The sequence below is a fragment of the Pyrobaculum calidifontis JCM 11548 genome (assembly GCF_000015805.1).
Taxonomy (GTDB): domain Archaea; phylum Thermoproteota; class Thermoprotei; order Thermoproteales; family Thermoproteaceae; genus Pyrobaculum; species Pyrobaculum calidifontis.
In genome coordinates this window covers 440,825-454,067 of record NC_009073.1, presented here as the reverse complement: position 1 = coordinate 454,067, position 13,243 = coordinate 440,825, and the positions used below count along the sequence as shown (strand labels likewise).

The 13,243-nt window shown below is 57.3% G+C and carries 18 protein-coding genes and 1 pseudogene; 5 read left to right on the top strand and 14 right to left on the bottom strand.

Annotation, left to right across the window (positions count from 1 at the left end):
• Position 1 precedes the first annotated feature (1 nt).
• From PCAL_RS02565 to PCAL_RS02530, 9 genes and pseudogenes are all read right to left on the bottom strand, one after another.
• A complete protein-coding gene (locus PCAL_RS02565) occupies positions 2–1,072 on the bottom strand; it encodes a glycosyltransferase family 4 protein (protein WP_011849162.1) in 1,071 nt (356 codons plus the stop codon).
• Between the two features lie 4 nt (positions 1,073–1,076).
• Positions 1,077–2,174 (bottom strand): glycosyltransferase family 2 protein, encoded by a 1,098-nt coding sequence (locus tag PCAL_RS02560; RefSeq protein ID WP_011849161.1) that lies wholly within the window; start codon positions 2,172–2,174, stop codon positions 1,077–1,079.
• Between the two features lie 11 nt (positions 2,175–2,185).
• Positions 2,186–2,917: a hypothetical protein gene (locus PCAL_RS02555; protein WP_193322840.1), complete on the bottom strand. Its 732-nt coding sequence runs from the start codon at positions 2,915–2,917 to the stop codon at positions 2,186–2,188.
• Positions 2,899–3,939 carry an AAA family ATPase gene (locus tag PCAL_RS02550; RefSeq protein ID WP_011849159.1) on the bottom strand — a complete coding sequence of 347 codons (1,041 nt, stop codon included), beginning with the start codon at positions 3,937–3,939 and terminating at the stop codon, positions 2,899–2,901. Before PCAL_RS02550 ends, PCAL_RS02555 begins: the two co-directional genes overlap by 19 nt.
• 76 nt (positions 3,940–4,015) lie before the next feature.
• A complete protein-coding gene (locus PCAL_RS02545) occupies positions 4,016–5,032 on the bottom strand; it encodes an ATP-binding protein (protein ID WP_011849158.1) in 1,017 nt (338 codons plus the stop codon).
• Positions 5,033–5,182: 150 nt separating this feature from the next.
• Positions 5,183–5,542, bottom strand: coding sequence for a hypothetical protein (locus PCAL_RS02540; protein ID WP_011849157.1), 360 nt, complete (start codon positions 5,540–5,542; stop codon positions 5,183–5,185).
• Between the two features lie 81 nt (positions 5,543–5,623).
• The gene (locus tag PCAL_RS11735; RefSeq protein ID WP_011849156.1) at positions 5,624–5,980 is read right to left on the bottom strand and encodes a hypothetical protein; all 357 of its coding nucleotides are present in this window, start codon (positions 5,978–5,980) and stop codon (positions 5,624–5,626) included.
• A pseudogene (locus tag PCAL_RS11730) lies at positions 5,922–6,604 on the bottom strand (ATP-binding protein). The gene PCAL_RS11735 and the pseudogene PCAL_RS11730 overlap by 59 nt, the downstream one beginning before the upstream one ends.
• A gap of 283 nt (positions 6,605–6,887) precedes the next feature.
• The gene (locus tag PCAL_RS02530) at positions 6,888–7,103 is read right to left on the bottom strand and encodes a pepsin/retropepsin-like aspartic protease family protein (protein ID WP_193322839.1); all 216 of its coding nucleotides are present in this window, start codon (positions 7,101–7,103) and stop codon (positions 6,888–6,890) included.
• 276 nt (positions 7,104–7,379) lie between these two features.
• Here PCAL_RS02530 and PCAL_RS02525 point away from each other — a divergent pair, with 276 nt between their 5' ends.
• Positions 7,380–7,607: a PaREP1 family protein gene (locus tag PCAL_RS02525; protein ID WP_320056654.1), complete on the top strand. Its 228-nt coding sequence runs from the start codon at positions 7,380–7,382 to the stop codon at positions 7,605–7,607.
• A 384-nt stretch (positions 7,608–7,991) separates the two neighbouring features.
• Positions 7,992–8,546 carry a PaREP1 family protein gene (locus PCAL_RS02520; protein ID WP_011849154.1) on the top strand — a complete coding sequence of 185 codons (555 nt, stop codon included), beginning with the start codon at positions 7,992–7,994 and terminating at the stop codon, positions 8,544–8,546.
• Here the strand turns inward: PCAL_RS02520 and PCAL_RS02515 are convergent.
• The 4 genes from PCAL_RS02515 to PCAL_RS02500 all read right to left on the bottom strand — a co-directional run bounded on the left by PCAL_RS02515 (position 8,543) and on the right by PCAL_RS02500 (position 10,271).
• Complete coding sequence (locus tag PCAL_RS02515; RefSeq protein ID WP_011849153.1) at positions 8,543–8,926, bottom strand: nucleotidyltransferase domain-containing protein; 384 nt, start codon at positions 8,924–8,926, stop codon at positions 8,543–8,545. The genes PCAL_RS02520 and PCAL_RS02515 overlap by 4 nt on opposite strands.
• Entirely contained in the window at positions 8,913–9,281 is a 369-nt protein-coding gene (locus PCAL_RS02510) for a HEPN domain-containing protein (protein ID WP_011849152.1), read from the bottom strand. The genes PCAL_RS02515 and PCAL_RS02510 overlap by 14 nt, the downstream gene beginning before the upstream one ends.
• A complete protein-coding gene (locus PCAL_RS02505) occupies positions 9,257–9,451 on the bottom strand; it encodes a hypothetical protein (protein WP_011849151.1) in 195 nt (64 codons plus the stop codon). Before PCAL_RS02505 ends, PCAL_RS02510 begins: the two co-directional genes overlap by 25 nt.
• Before the next feature lie 181 nt (positions 9,452–9,632).
• Positions 9,633–10,271, bottom strand: coding sequence for a hypothetical protein (locus PCAL_RS02500; RefSeq protein ID WP_011849150.1), 639 nt, complete (start codon positions 10,269–10,271; stop codon positions 9,633–9,635).
• Between the two features lie 121 nt (positions 10,272–10,392).
• Between PCAL_RS02500 and PCAL_RS02495 the strand changes: the two genes are divergently transcribed.
• The 3 genes from PCAL_RS02495 to PCAL_RS02485 all read left to right on the top strand — a co-directional run bounded on the left by PCAL_RS02495 (position 10,393) and on the right by PCAL_RS02485 (position 12,124).
• Positions 10,393–10,671, top strand: coding sequence for a transcriptional regulator (locus PCAL_RS02495; RefSeq protein WP_011849149.1), 279 nt, complete (start codon positions 10,393–10,395; stop codon positions 10,669–10,671).
• 42 nt (positions 10,672–10,713) lie between these two features.
• Positions 10,714–11,793, top strand: a complete 1,080-nt coding sequence (locus PCAL_RS02490; protein ID WP_011849148.1) for a radical SAM protein — start codon at positions 10,714–10,716, stop codon at positions 11,791–11,793.
• Positions 11,794–11,917: 124 nt separating this feature from the next.
• Positions 11,918–12,124, top strand: coding sequence for a hypothetical protein (locus PCAL_RS02485; RefSeq protein ID WP_193322837.1), 207 nt, complete (start codon positions 11,918–11,920; stop codon positions 12,122–12,124).
• 17 nt (positions 12,125–12,141) lie between these two features.
• On the opposite strand, the gene PCAL_RS02480 is transcribed toward PCAL_RS02485, so the two are convergent.
• The gene (locus tag PCAL_RS02480) at positions 12,142–13,197 is read right to left on the bottom strand and encodes a DUF488 domain-containing protein (RefSeq protein ID WP_011849147.1); all 1,056 of its coding nucleotides are present in this window, start codon (positions 13,195–13,197) and stop codon (positions 12,142–12,144) included.
• Positions 13,198–13,243: the final 46 nt, after the last annotated feature.

Below are 13,243 nucleotides of genomic sequence, written 5' to 3'. Positions count from 1 at the left end.
TTTAGGGGGTGTAGAGCTTTAGGTACGTGTCGACTGTCTGGCTCCAGGTGGGGACGCGTGGCCTTGGTTGCCGTGGGGCCTCTTCTATTAGCCTCGCCGCCTTTTTGGCTATTTTTTCGGCGTCTTCGTGGGGGTCTACGGCGAGTGTCCTGGGCCTGGCGGCGAAGTGTTCTCCCCAGGGCTTGGCCACCAGGGTGGGGACACCGATTGCGTTTGCCTCGTTGGCTGTCTGCCCGTAGGCCTCGTGGGTGGAGAGTAGGCCGAAGAGGGCGGCTCCGGCGAGCTTTTCCAAGTAGCGGCGCCTCGGCTGAAAGCCGTATATTGAGTAGTCCACTCCAATCCTCCTAAGCGCCTTCTCTAGGCTGGGGCGGTGGGGGCCTTCGCCGTATATCTCTAGCCTGAGCTTGTGGCCTAGGCGGCTCAGCGCCTTGACTACCGCGGCGAGTTTTTCCACGTTTTTGTACTTCTCTAGGCGGCCGCTGTACATGGCGTAGTCCCTGGGGGTCCACTGCACCTCTGCCACGTCTTCGTCTACGCCGTGTTCCACGACGGTGGGCCTCACGGCGAAGTGCTCCTCCAATAGCTTGGCCTCGTAGGCAGACGCGGCGTGTACAACGTCTGCGGCCTTTACGAGCCTAGCGGCGTAGCGCCTCCACAGGGCCCACAGGGCCCTCCTCAGGGGGGTGTGGCCTGTGCCGTGGTAGTGCGTGGAGGCCACTAGCCTCCCCCTGAAGCCCAGCTCCCTTGCCTTTAGGCCGGCCCACACGGGGAGGATCGCGTGTATGCTGTGGACGTGCAACACGTCTGCCCCCCTGAGCAGTTCCCTCAGCGCCTCTTCTAGCCTGGCTCTGTGGCGGGGGACGTGGTAGGCCCCGCCGGGGGTCCAGGTGGGCCACCTGACCACGTGCACCCCGCTCACCTCCTCCTCGGCGGGTCTCTCGGCGTTTGGCTCTCCTGCGAGTACGACGACTTCGTGGCCCCGCTTGGCCAGCCTCTCCGCGACCGCCTTGACGACGTATTCCACGCCTCCCACGTGGGGGTGGTAGGTGGGCGCGGCGTAGACTACCCTCACGTGGTTAGCGTTTTTCCTGTTTTTCCCAGACTAGCTCCTTGTCCCAGAGGTTTTTGACGGCGGCGGCGATTAGGTAGGCCTGCATGGTAGTCCAAGTCCTATATGGCTTGTAGAGGGCTAGGGCGGCGCCTGTGGCGAGGAGCGCGGCGGCTGGGAGGCTCCCTGCGGCGGCCGCGGCGGCTAGGGCTGCGGCGGCTGTGGGGAGTGCCCAGGGGTTGGCCAAATGGAGGTAGGCCTCGGCGTGTAGGATGGGCTTGAAGGGGGGTGGGGCTTTGCCGTCTCGGATGGCTTTGGCGAAGTGTTGTACGAGGTGCTGGGCCCTCCTTATTCTCCACGCGTGGTAGCCCCGCTTGGGCACTGCCTCGACGCATACGACGTCGGGGGGTGTTATGGCTCTGTAGCCCATCATGGCTATCTTGGTGGCGGTGTGGCTGTCGTCTGCGCCTACGTCAGTTGGAAACCCGCCGAGCCTCTCCAGTAGCTCCCTCTTGAAGGCCGCCAGCTCGCCGTGGAATATGGGGGTTGCCCAGGCCTTGCTCTCGGCGACTCTTAGCACGTTGTAGAAGTCTCTGTAGCTGTCTTCAACCCCGGCGGGGCCGGCCGGCCTCTTGACGCAGGAGACTGCCCCGACTGTGGGGTCGGCGAGCCACTTGACGGCGTTGGCGAGGGTGTCTCTGGCGGGCCATAGCGCGTCGGCGTCTGTTATGACGACGATCTCCCCCGTGGCGTGTCTGAGGGCTGTGTTTAGGGCGTGGGCCTTGCCCCGCCTCTCGGTCTCCTCGACGAGGGTGAGGGCGAGGTCTGGGTGTGTCTCTGCCCATCTCCTCACGGCGCTTGGGGTCCCGTCGGTGCTGGCGGAGTCTACCACCACGACCTCCAGCTTGTCTCTGGGGTAGTCCTGCTCGTATATGTTGTCCAGCTTCTCCTCGATGAGGGGGGCCTCGTTGTATGTGGGGACTATCACGGTGACTCTGGGCCTATAGGTGGGGTCGGGGGCGACGTCCCAGGGCTTTTTGAGCCACCTCTTTGCGCGCCAGTAGTAGAGCAGGGGCGCCCCGAAGTGCGCCGCCGTCAGCGCGATGGCGATTGCCTCAAGGAGCATTCTGCGCGCGGCTATCCGAGCGCTTTTCCTAGGCCTTTGGCTAGGCCCAGGTGTTCTATGGCGTCTCTGCTGGCCGCCGCCACCGCCTCTCTGAAGAGCTCGTACAGCTCTCTTATCTTGGGTTTGCGCTCTAGTAGTGCCAGGTAGATTAGTAGCTTCTGCTTGTCGGTTAGTGGCCCGTAGATCTCCTCTACCTTCTTGGCGGCGTGTTGTAGCTCTGGCTTTAGCGTCTCAACGAGTTTTCTTAGCTCGTCTTCTATTTCCCCTGTGGCAGTGTCTCCCTCGCCTCCCTGTTCTATTACGTGTATGGCCAACTTGGCCCCGTTGCCGAGCTCAACGGTGAGGGTGTCGCCTCCTGTTGCCTGGAGGCCCATTGACGATAGTACTCCTCTGATGCTCTCGGTGGGGTTCTTGTCTCTGTCGGCCGCGACTGCTATGCGTAGGTCGAGTTGGCCGAGGGCTTCGGGGAGCTCTGGCTGTGTGAGTAGTTGTCTGATTGTGTTTCTGAGATTTTCATACCCTCTGCTGTTGACTATGACTATAAGGTCTCCATGTTCTAGAGTATAGCATTTGGCGCGTCGTATGAGGGGATCTATGAGCGCTTCCAACGGTGTTGGCGCATCTTCGCACTCTACTTGTCTGCCGCCGTATAGTTTTTCCAGCATGCTGGAGTAGACTATTTCCTCGACTAGACCCTCCGTGAGAAGTATCAACGTCTTGCGTCTTACCTCCTGAGGTCCCATTCGAGTTTTTTGACGGCGTCTAGGGCTTCGCTTAAGGTGTACACCTTGCTGTAGAGGACGCCGTTTTTTAGCGCGAGTCTGTAGATTTTCAGGTCTTGGTCTTTTAGTCCGAGCTTCTCGGCTTGTTCGATTAACATCTCTATTAGCTCTAGGCTGTGGGTTGAGAGGAATACCTGGTTTCTCCTTTCGCGGTGGGTGTGGAGGATGGAGTTGGCCACTATCTTCATCAGTCTCGGATGGGCATGTAGCTCCGGCTCCTCCATTAGCAACACGGCTTCTTTGGGCGTGGACACGGCCATGAGGTACATCAGGGCGTATCTAATGCCGTCGCCTGCTACGTAGTATGGAACGGCCCCGTCCTTAAAGGTTAGATGGAGCACCCATTCGTCGTATGCACGAAGGACTGCGATGTCGCGAAGCTCCTCGTATTCAGCTTGTAAAGTCTTGATGACGGCTTCCTTAGCCTCTTCACCGCCCTCTTTCACCATGGTGGAATAGGCTTCCTCTGGAGTGCCGTAGGAGTAGACGCTGTTCCAGTCAATGAACGTCGCGCCGTAAACCATCCCTTCCCCCTTTTCAAAAAGCGTAAGACATTTACCGCTGGGGTCTACATAAAATGTTGCATCTCCGGCGACTTTGCCCTTTGCGCTTATGCTGAGCGCATATAGTTTGCTGGCGTCTAGGCCCTTGGCCTTAAGTGCCTCTATATGACCTACGGTAGGCGCACTGCGTCTTATTATCACCTCCTCCCAAGACCCATCCTCCAACGTTATTCTTATCTTGATCTCACTATCCCTGCCGTGGAATAGCGCCTCTGCCGACGCTAGGCCAAACCAGCCGCGTCTCTTGACTACGTGCTTCAGCCCGTCAAACGGCTTGAGGGCTATGTAGAGGGCTTCGAGGAGGGAGGACTTCCCGCTGCCGTTTTTGCCCACGAACACGTTTATCCCTGCGAAGTCGGTTAGGCTCGCCTTGCGGAGCCCGCGGTAGCCCTCTACCTCCAGGCCCTTTACGTAGCCCATGCCCACATCACCGATGTCCGTCTGCTATAATAGCTTTACGATGTTTATTTTTCTTGCGAAAAGCCGTGGCCCAGCTTCATGCAGATTTTTGGGCCTGCTCCAGCGCCCGCCTCACAGCCTCTCTGTGTAGGGGCGTCTGCCAAGCGTAGTGTTTTCCGATGCCTAGCTCTGGGTCTCGCTCGGGGGGCGGCTGGTCGACCCAGGCGTCTGGCCTCCTTCCCTTTAACAATACTACGAGGTTTTTCTCCACTAGCTCTTTTGCCAGTCCCTCTGCCTCAGGTTCTTCCCAGAGGTAGTCTGGATCCTCCAGCGCCTTGGCCAAATGCGCCCTCCACCTCTCGGCAAAGGCCGCGCTCAGCCCCTTGTCAACTGCCAAGTCTTCCACAACTCTCTCCACGTCCCACCCAGCCTCAAAAAGCCCCTCTAGGGCGTCGGGATTGCCCCCAGTCCACCTCCACACATCGTCGAATGGGGGCTTTGGGTCTGGTAGCACGTCGTATAGCTGGCGAAAGCCATCCTTCGACATGTTCCACATCACCTTGATAGTTGCCCACCTATGTCTTCCTACACGCTCCCTGGTTATTCCTTCGCTCGATGCCACTAGCACGACTATTTTGTCGTATTCGGCGGGTGGCCACTCTATCAAGTTGAGTAGAGCTTTGACGTAGGCCTCTGCATTCTCAACTCCAATGGCTTGGAATATGTCGTCCATGAGGACCGCAACCTTTGCCTTGTGGAATTTTTGGATTATCCACCCTGCCACGTTTATTACCAGGTCTACGGCCTTGGCTAATGGGTCAGAGAATACGCTGAATGCCTTCTCCACAAGCTCCCTCGCCGAGGGAGAGTATTGGAGAATCTCCTCCGTCCTCTTGGCTAGAGGATTGGCGTATAAGACGTGGTAGCCGAACTCCTCCTCTAGGACGGCTTTGGCCTGTTTGAGGAGGGCCGTCTTGCCACAGCCCTCGGGGCCGTACACGACGTGTACTGTGTAGGTGCCTCTCTCGGCTAGCTTGGCTATTTGCTCCAGGGCCACGTCTCTGTCTGTAAACTCCACGTCCCTGCCGGCAAAGATCAGCTTGATTCTCTTCACGGGTGTGCCGCCCGTAGAAGTTTAAGAGGTTACCTCCCTGCCGCTTTGGGCACCTCCTCGGCTTGCTTCATGGCGAGATCTCAACGACGTACTTCTCAGGATTCGTGGGCGGTCTTAGCCTTCTTCACCGGTTTGGCTTAGTGAGGGGGGTCATAGCCATGTGAATATGGGCGGCGCTTCTCCTCTGTATCTCTTTGGGGTGTTTATCCATTGTATTCCTAGGGCTATTGCCTTCTCCTCGTCTACCGTGATGCCGAGCTTGGCGGCTATGGCGTATCCCAGGGCCTTCGCCTTTACGCGGAGGGGCGCGGCGAGGGCCACGACCTCCTCAACGGCCCTCCTCACCGCTTCCAGGAGGGCGGGCGACTTCACCCGGCCCCCACGGCGAAGGTGGAGGATGACTGCGTCAATGAGCGCCCTCGCCGCCGGCCTAACCCTAAACCAAACACCCCTACGCAGCGCCAAAGACCTAACAGCCAACAGCCGGTGCAACACCGGCGGCGAGGGCATACGCGCCACGACGTGGGGAGGATTTAAGTGTTTCGCCGGCGTGCGGTGGCGCGTCTGGGCGTCTCTGGTCGTGTGGCTCTTCTAGTCGCGGAGCGTCTCTAGTGCCCTTCTCACCGCCTCTCTGTGTAGGGGCGTTTGCCACGCATAATGTTTCCCTATGCCTAGCTCTGGGTCGCGCTCGGGTGGTGGGGTGTCGACCCAGGGGTACTGGTCTCTATCCCACACTCTGACGATCAAGTTCTTTTCGACGAGCAGATCTCTGAGCTCTTGCACCTCCCTCTCCCTTATTCTTTCAAGTATCACGTCGGGGTCCTCCACAGCCTCTCTAAGAACTTCAAGCTTAACACGGCTAAGCACAGGCAACACATCGCCAAGGCCCTTAGAGGCAATAAGCCACTTTACCACTTGTCCAGTATCCCACTGTCTCTTGAAGAGCATTGAGAGTATTCCTGGGTTTCCCCCCAGTCGCCCTCCAAACCTCGTCGAAGGGAGGCTTTGGGCCTGGTAGTGCGTCGTACAGTTGTTCAAAGCCGCTCCGCGGCATATTCCACATGACGAAGATGTCTACCCAGCTGTGCCGTCCCACGCGCTCCCATGTAACGCCCTCGCTGGAGGCGACGAGGACGACGATTTTTCATACTTCTCTGGTGGGTGTTCTATTAGGTTTAGCAACGTCTTTGTGTATCTCTCCGCTTCGTCTAGGCCCACCGCTTGGAATACGTCGTCCATGAGGACCGCGATTTTGGGCCTCCTTACCTTTCTCACAACTCTTTTGACGATAGCTACAACTACGTCGACGAGTTTTAGGCGGGGATCTGGAGGGGCCTTTAAGACTTCTTCGACAATTTCGCGGATCGAGGGGGTGTACAAGATCTCTTTCGCATCATCTGCCAGAGGGCTCGCGTATATGACGTGATAGCCAAACTCCTCTTCAAGGACGGCTTTAGCCTGCTTGAGGAAGGCAGTCTTGCCACACCCCTCGGGGCCGTAGACGACGTAGACTGGGAAAGTCCCCCTTTCGCCGAACTCTTTAATCTGCGCAAGAGCTATCCCTATCCACAAACTCGACCTCAAGGCCGGCGAAAGAGACCCTGATCCTCTTCACATGTCTAAACGGTGTGCAGATTTTAAGGGTTCTCTGGTTTTCGTTCTCTCCGTGTTGTAGGTAACTGTGGGTTTTGTTAACAGTATTGCCTTGCTTACTTTGACTCTCTCTTCTGGACCTAGTGCTATGCCGTATTTGTCCATTGTCCCCAGAGCTTATGATTAGCTCGGGTGGCGACCCTCCTGTCCTCTAATTCGGCTCTTACGTAGCTGTCCACGGTGAATGCGGTTTCTGGGAGGTCTATCTCGTCTTGACTATTGTGATTGGCGCGTATTTGTCTATCTCAATGGAGTTGCCGTTTATCCAATGCACTCTCTGGGGTTTCTCGAGCTTTAGCCGGTTGGTGTCGAAGTGTTCTTCGAAGAACGCTCGTTGTATTGCCGTGATGCCTGAGCCTGTGTCGAACAGCGCTTGGCACTCGGCTTCCTTGTCCGTGTGCCTTATCTTAGATTTCAATACGCGTATGTCGCAACTATGCGCGTTGAAAATTTCGGCGTGGGGTGTGTCCGCGCCGCCTTCCCTGTCCGCGGGCCAGTGGAGTCTGAGCGCTCTTTTTGGGGAGTTCTACGAGGTCTATTGAGCCTATGGCAGTGCATATATGGGGATTTTTACTTACAACTGCCAGTTGCTACGTCAGCTTTGCAGGACCTGCGCAATACCTGAGACAACGGCCGTGGAATGAGGCGAAGGTCCTCTGGCCATGTGGGCGAGGTAGGGCTCTAGTGGCGAGGGATGTGTGGAGGTTTTCAACAGATGTCTCTGCGCGTTTGGCGATATGTTTTTAGGGGTGTGAGTGAGCCTCGGGTGAAAAGCGCGTGGGACGCCGCTTACAGCTTGCACGTGTGGGGCTTCCACGAGGCGAAGCTTGCGGCTGAGGACGTCGAGTTAGATCTTCCGCAGGTCGAGTGGTTGCTCGAGTATGTGGAAAAGCTCGTCAAGAGCAGGGGAGGTGTACAGTAGAGCTTCTGAGCGGGGGAGGGGGCGAGCCACTACTCGGAATAATGCTCCTAGAGTTCCTCCCGATGAGTAACAGGTTCTAGAGAGATCTCCACTTCCTCTATGCATCGCCAATTCCTGAGGTAGAGCCGAACCGTGTTGCACCATGTGCTTGTCCACTCTTATAAATTTAGTCGGCTTAGCCACGGTTGCGTTACATTGCTGAGTGTTTTATTTTCGGAGAACGCGCTTTTGACACGCGGCGTTTCGATGGCCATATCGTGCTTATTAGGGCCTAGCGGCGCTGTTGGATGCGGCGTGGCAGCTTCTAGCCTCATCTCAGCTGTGGCCGTTGATGCCTTATTGGAAGAAGCTGTAACGCATATATACCAGCCGCTCTATCTAGCCGTGGAAGAAGCTATTGAGCGCCCGCTCCCAAAGCCCTCCTCTGCGGACTACGCCTCTGCCCGCCTTCTTGAGGCTTTGGTGGAGGCTAGGCTGGCCCTCGAATTTCTCAGGCGTGGTTTAACGCGTAACGCGGCTGGGAAGGCTTTTCAAGCGTGGAGGGCTGTGCTGGCGGCTCTTCTCAGGCTGGAGCTGGACAGGCTGAAGACCTTGGCCAAGACGGAGGAAGAGCGGCGTTGGCTTGAGGAGAGGGCAGTGCCCCGAGTCCCCACTACGAAGATGATACCGCTTTCGCAGATGCTTGAGCAACTAGGGTATGAGGACGTTACATATATCACATATGGTGCTTTGAACCTCCACGACTATCAGTACCACGGCCCAGACCCGGACATGGCCCTCAGCAAGTACAGGACGAGGGAGGAGGCCGCCGCGGCTGTGAAGAGCCTGGTTAAGGCAGTGATACGTTACATAGAGAGGTTGAAAAGCGGCGTCGCGTGGACTGAGGAGCACGAAAGGGCCTATAAGGCGCTGGTGGAGGAGGTGGGTGGGTTGCGCTAGGAGCGTGGTAGCCAGCCTTGTGGTGTCTTGGCGTAGTTGGCCGTCTTTCTCAGTGTGGTTTCTCTCCACTTGTGGTAGAGGTCTTTGGGGCCGCATATCAGTTTTCCCTCGTAGAGGGCGTCTATTACCAGGGTGTTGAATTTTTCTATCTGGGGTTCTACGTCTTCGGGCTTTAGGAATACCACTTGTACTAGGTCGTGGGGCGGCTCGGGTGGGGGGTCTTTTCCCACTACTAGTAGGTCCCAGTCGCTGTCTATTCTCGCGTCGCCTCTTGCCCTTGAGCCGAAGAGTATGACTGTGTACCCCGCTTCGCAGAGTCGTCGTATCCATTCCTCCGCCTCCTGAGCCGCTTTTAGGAATATTTGCCTATACAGCTGCATTGAGCACCGCGTCCATGCATCTTAGGCACTCCTCGGCGTCTTTGTCGTCGTATTCTAACATCCTCGCGTCGGGGTACCGCGCCCCTAGGTAGTGCTCTGTGAGAAGCTTGGCGCACCTCGTCTCCTCTTCGCCGGGCTCGCGCCCCGAGAGGGCGAGGTAGCTTCTGAGCAGGTGTAGAATGGAGTGTGTGTACGGCCTGGCCCCCGTGGCCTTTATCAAAAGTCCCTTGAGGTAGAGCTCGGCGGCTTGTTGGGCAAAGAGGCAAGCCTCGGGGTAGAAGCCTCTTGTAGCCATCTCTCTGGCAAGCGCCGCGTACCTCTTTGCTCTCTCTATCCACTTCTCGTAGGTGGGCATCCTACTGCTGGCTTTCCTTTTTTCTCGCTAGGGCTACCCATATTGTCATCAATCTGCTCAAATCTCTTTTCTAGTTTCTTAAACTTCCCTCCTAGCCAGTACAACGCCACGCCCAGCATCCCAATTATGGTCAAAGAGAAGCTTATGACGTAGTAAACGTCCTCATCCACATTATTTTCTTTCCTTCAGATTATATAAAGTTTAAGGGGCTGGAGATTTCCGCCCTCCCTTGGCTGTCCTGGTTAATTGCCAGTCTCTCGCGGGGCCTTGACCGTCGCCGGGTTGGCGTCTGTTTCTGTTTGTAGCGTGTCCGTGTTATTGTGGCGTGGGGTCGTTGAGACGTCGCTGGCGTTATAGTGGTGGTTTTGTGAGTTCTTTTCCCGATTTTATGACCCAGACCCCCCGCTCCTCTGCCTCTTTGGGGTTTCCGACGTATTTTAAGCAGTAGATTACTGGGACTACGCGTCCTTTGAATATGTCTGGCCTGAGCTTCTTGGCCTTTTCTACCCTCTCTAGGAGCTTCCCTACGGCCCTTGGCGAGGCCCTCGTCTTAGCTTCTCCTACTACTGTGATTTGGCCATTGCTGCCATAGATGTCGAATTCGTATTTTTCGTCGACTTTCACATCGCCTATCTCCATGGTGATTCCCCTCTGCGACAGTAGCCAAGCCACAGCCTCCTGCGCCTCCTCCTCTATGCTTATGGTGATGTGCTCAAGAGTCTTCTCCACCCTGTTAAGCGTCTTCTTCATGTCTTTGATCTCTTTCCAAATTTTCTCAATTTGGGCCCAGATCTTGGCTATCTCTTCCCATGTTTTTTCTATTTTCTGATTTATGTTTTCTATGTTTCGATTTATGTTTTTCTGTTCTTCTGCTATGGCGTCTAGGCGTTTTAATACCTCTAATATGCCGAGGCGCCCCGCCACGGCGTATCTAAACTCCTCATCTTCCTCAAGCAACTTGAGGAACTGACGCTTCAGGTCGCTCGCCACGTCTTTTTCCTCATAGTTTTTTAAAAGCTTCGCCTTGGTTAGTCTGACGGAGTGGGCGCCGCTCTTGGTGGCTCTGTCCCTCGCCTTGGTTATATTTATATATTCGTTGGTTTTTTGTCTTATGCATAGGGATAAGGCTGTGGGTATTGGCCTTCTTGTGGTTGGGATTGTCGGCATTTTGTTGTACGGGTGGCTTGTCTTCTTCTCGCCTTGGAGCGCCTTTGTGATACAGCTGACTGCCTTTGTCGCAGTGGCCGCGGTGTTGGGCATACTCGCCTGGGTAGGCTACGCCCTAGCCACCACCCCACCACCCAAGCCCATCGAAGAGATCGAGAAGGAGATTGAGGAGGAGCTCAAGAAGCTGGAGCAGGAGGCGAAGAGCGGGCAGTCTACCTCTTAGTGGCGCGGTCTTAAGTTTTTATCTGCTATTCCGGCGTCTTATGTGCGCCTAGTGTTTGGGAGGCATTTAGTGGAGATTGACGGGTCTTTTCCTCAAGTGGGCACGCTGGCCTTTGGGATTGTAGATAGGGGGACTAACGTGGTTGAGGTTAGGCCTACCACCGTGTGTGCGCTTTCTTGCGTCTTTTGTTCTGTGAATGCGGGGCCTGGGTCGAGGGTTAGGTGGGTTGAGTATGTGGTGGACGTGGGGGCGTTGCTCGTGGCGTTGGAGGAGGTTGTTAGGTTTAAGGGGGTTGACGACGTGGAGGTGCATATAGATGGGATGGGGGATCCTGGGAACTACCCCGCCTTGGCTGAGCTTGTGGCTGGGGCGAAGGCGATTAGGGGGGTTGCGTTGGTGTCTATGCAGACGAGGCTTTTTATGCTGGGGGAGGAGGGGCTTAGGGCTCTTGCCTCGGCTGGGCTGGATAGGTTGAACGTGAGCATAGACGCGCTTGACCCTGAGTTGGCTAAGAGGCTGGCGGGCGCTCCGTGGTACAACGTGGAGAGGGTTGTGGAGCTTGTGAAAAAGGCCCTTGACCTTGGCATAAATGTGGTGGTGAGCCCGGTGTGGATTCCCGGCCTCAATGACGGAGAGATGGCGAAGATAGCGAGGTGGGCGGCGGAGGCGGGGCTTGGGAGAGGCCTTACGCCGGTTTTGATCCAGAAGTACGTGCCGCACAAGAGGGGGCGCAAGGTCAAGGTGAGGCCTATGGGGTGGGGCGAGTTTTGGAGGCGCCTCAGGGAGCTTGAGAGAGAGACGGGGGTGCCCTTGGTCCCAAGGCCGGGGGAGTTCAACATCCACAGAGCCCCCGAGCTCCCCAAGCCCTACAAGGTGGGTGAGGTGGTGTCTGTGGAAGTGGTGGAGCGGGGTATTTTCAAGGGCGAGGTGCTCGCCGTGCCTGTGGCCAAGAGGGGGACGGCGGTTTGGGATAGGACTTTGACTGTGGCAGTGGGGCGGGGGGCGGAGGAGCTGTTGGGCGCCAGGGTGAAGGTGAGGATTCTCGAAAACGAGCACAACATATACATCGCGGCCCCTGTGGGCCGCCGACTGCCGCCACAAGCACATTACAGCGGAGAGTAGCATATGCTTGCTCATTGTTAGAGCGGCTGAGGGAGAGGGGCCTTGACGCTACGTCGTAGATCTAGTCGCATCGCCTCTGGAGTTGGGCCTCTCTGAGCTTCCTACTCTCACGTAGAACTGTGAGATGTATCAGAGAGGCGTCTTAGACCGCGGCGACTTGGTACAGGCGCGTGAAAAGATTTACAAGGCGGTGAGGGTGAATGCGTTGGCGAACGGTCTGCTTGAGGCTGTGAAGAGGGGACTGTGGCTGGCCGGGCAAAGCTCGGCGACGGTGTATATGTGGCGTGGGACGCCGCGTTCACGTAAACTGGCTCCACTAGGTAGGCGCTGAAGTGGCGAAGCTTAGGTTCATAGTCCTCCTGGTAGAGAAAGCGCGCCGGCTTTGCGCCTCTCGTTGATTAGGGCCACTAGTTTCTCCACGAAGTGGCTGTGCCGCCGCATCTCCTCCAGGGGCGGGGGGCTTAGGCAGTCCTTAAATACGCCGGGAACTTCTCCAAGGCACTGGGTGGCCTTTTGCCACGTGTCTGCCCAGAGGCCGCACTTGAGTACTGCGGCTAGGAACACCAGCCTCTTGGCCGCCTTGCACACTAGCACGGGGTGGGTGCCCTCTCTGAAGTACTGCGCCAGGGCCTCCGCCTCTCTTAGCTCGTTTTCCAAGGCCTCGCGGGGGTCGACTAGGAGGGGCTTTCCGCAGAGGAGTACGCCTCTTGTGACAAAGAGGTGGAAGAGGTCGGGGCGTGGGGCCGGTATTGTCTGGGCGTCGTACCCCTGGGGCAACTCGCCGGCGGGCTCGCCGTAGGCCACGACGTCTATGTCGCCGCCGCTGTTGTACAACGCCCCTCCGAAGAGGTAGACGCTGTGGGTTTTACACAAGTGGGCGAAGTCGCCCGCCGCCCTGGCAACGAGCTCGACGGGCGGCGGCTGTAAGACGCTGTAGCAGGGAGTGGGGACGTGGGGCTCCTCCCTTCCCCCCTTCCTAATGTGCACCACCGTGTGCCCCCTGGCGGCGAGGTAGTCGGCGATAAACTGTCTGTGGCAGTGCCGCCAGTCCTCCTCTTTGCACAACAGCGCCGCCGTCCTCTCGGCCGCCAGCTTGTTCAACTCCTCGAGGCTAAGGATTGCTGGCCCGTAGCGGTAGAGACGCCAGACATATGCGTCAAAGGTGGGGGACTGAGAGCAGCCGGCCCTTACCCCCCTCACGCCCAGCGCCCCCAACTCGCCCATCCACAAGTACTCCACGCCGGCCCCCTTCAACAGCTCTTCTAGCTCCCCCTGCGAGAATCCCCGCATCTTAGACCGGGGGAAGCGCCTAACGTCGACTACCACCTCTACGCCGCGCCTCTTAAGCTCGGCGAGAAGCCCCTCGGGGGTGAAGGCGGAGTACCCAACGGTGTACACAACCACGCGATAAAGTGGCCCCGCTTAAAAAACGTTGTCGGGGTGCGCCAGT

Coding starts and splice junctions, on each gene's coding strand:
- PCAL_RS02560 (WP_011849161.1), bottom strand. CDS start 2,174: ATGCTCCTTGAGGCAATCGCCATCGCGCTGACGGCGGCGCACTTCGGG.
- PCAL_RS02555 (WP_193322840.1), bottom strand. CDS start 2,917: ATGGGACCTCAGGAGGTAAGACGCAAGACGTTGATACTTCTCACGGAG.
- PCAL_RS02550 (WP_011849159.1), bottom strand. CDS start 3,939: ATGGGCTACGTAAAGGGCCTGGAGGTAGAGGGCTACCGCGGGCTCCGC.
- PCAL_RS02540 (WP_011849157.1), bottom strand. CDS start 5,542: ATGCCCTCGCCGCCGGTGTTGCACCGGCTGTTGGCTGTTAGGTCTTTG.
- PCAL_RS11735 (WP_011849156.1), bottom strand. CDS start 5,980: ATGCTCTTCAAGAGACAGTGGGATACTGGACAAGTGGTAAAGTGGCTT.
- PCAL_RS02525 (WP_320056654.1), top strand. CDS start 7,380: ATGTGTGGAGGTTTTCAACAGATGTCTCTGCGCGTTTGGCGATATGTT.
- PCAL_RS02515 (WP_011849153.1), bottom strand. CDS start 8,926: ATGCAGCTGTATAGGCAAATATTCCTAAAAGCGGCTCAGGAGGCGGAG.
- PCAL_RS02510 (WP_011849152.1), bottom strand. CDS start 9,281: ATGCCCACCTACGAGAAGTGGATAGAGAGAGCAAAGAGGTACGCGGCG.
- PCAL_RS02495 (WP_011849149.1), top strand. CDS start 10,393: ATGCATAGGGATAAGGCTGTGGGTATTGGCCTTCTTGTGGTTGGGATT.
- PCAL_RS02485 (WP_193322837.1), top strand. CDS start 11,918: ATGTATCAGAGAGGCGTCTTAGACCGCGGCGACTTGGTACAGGCGCGT.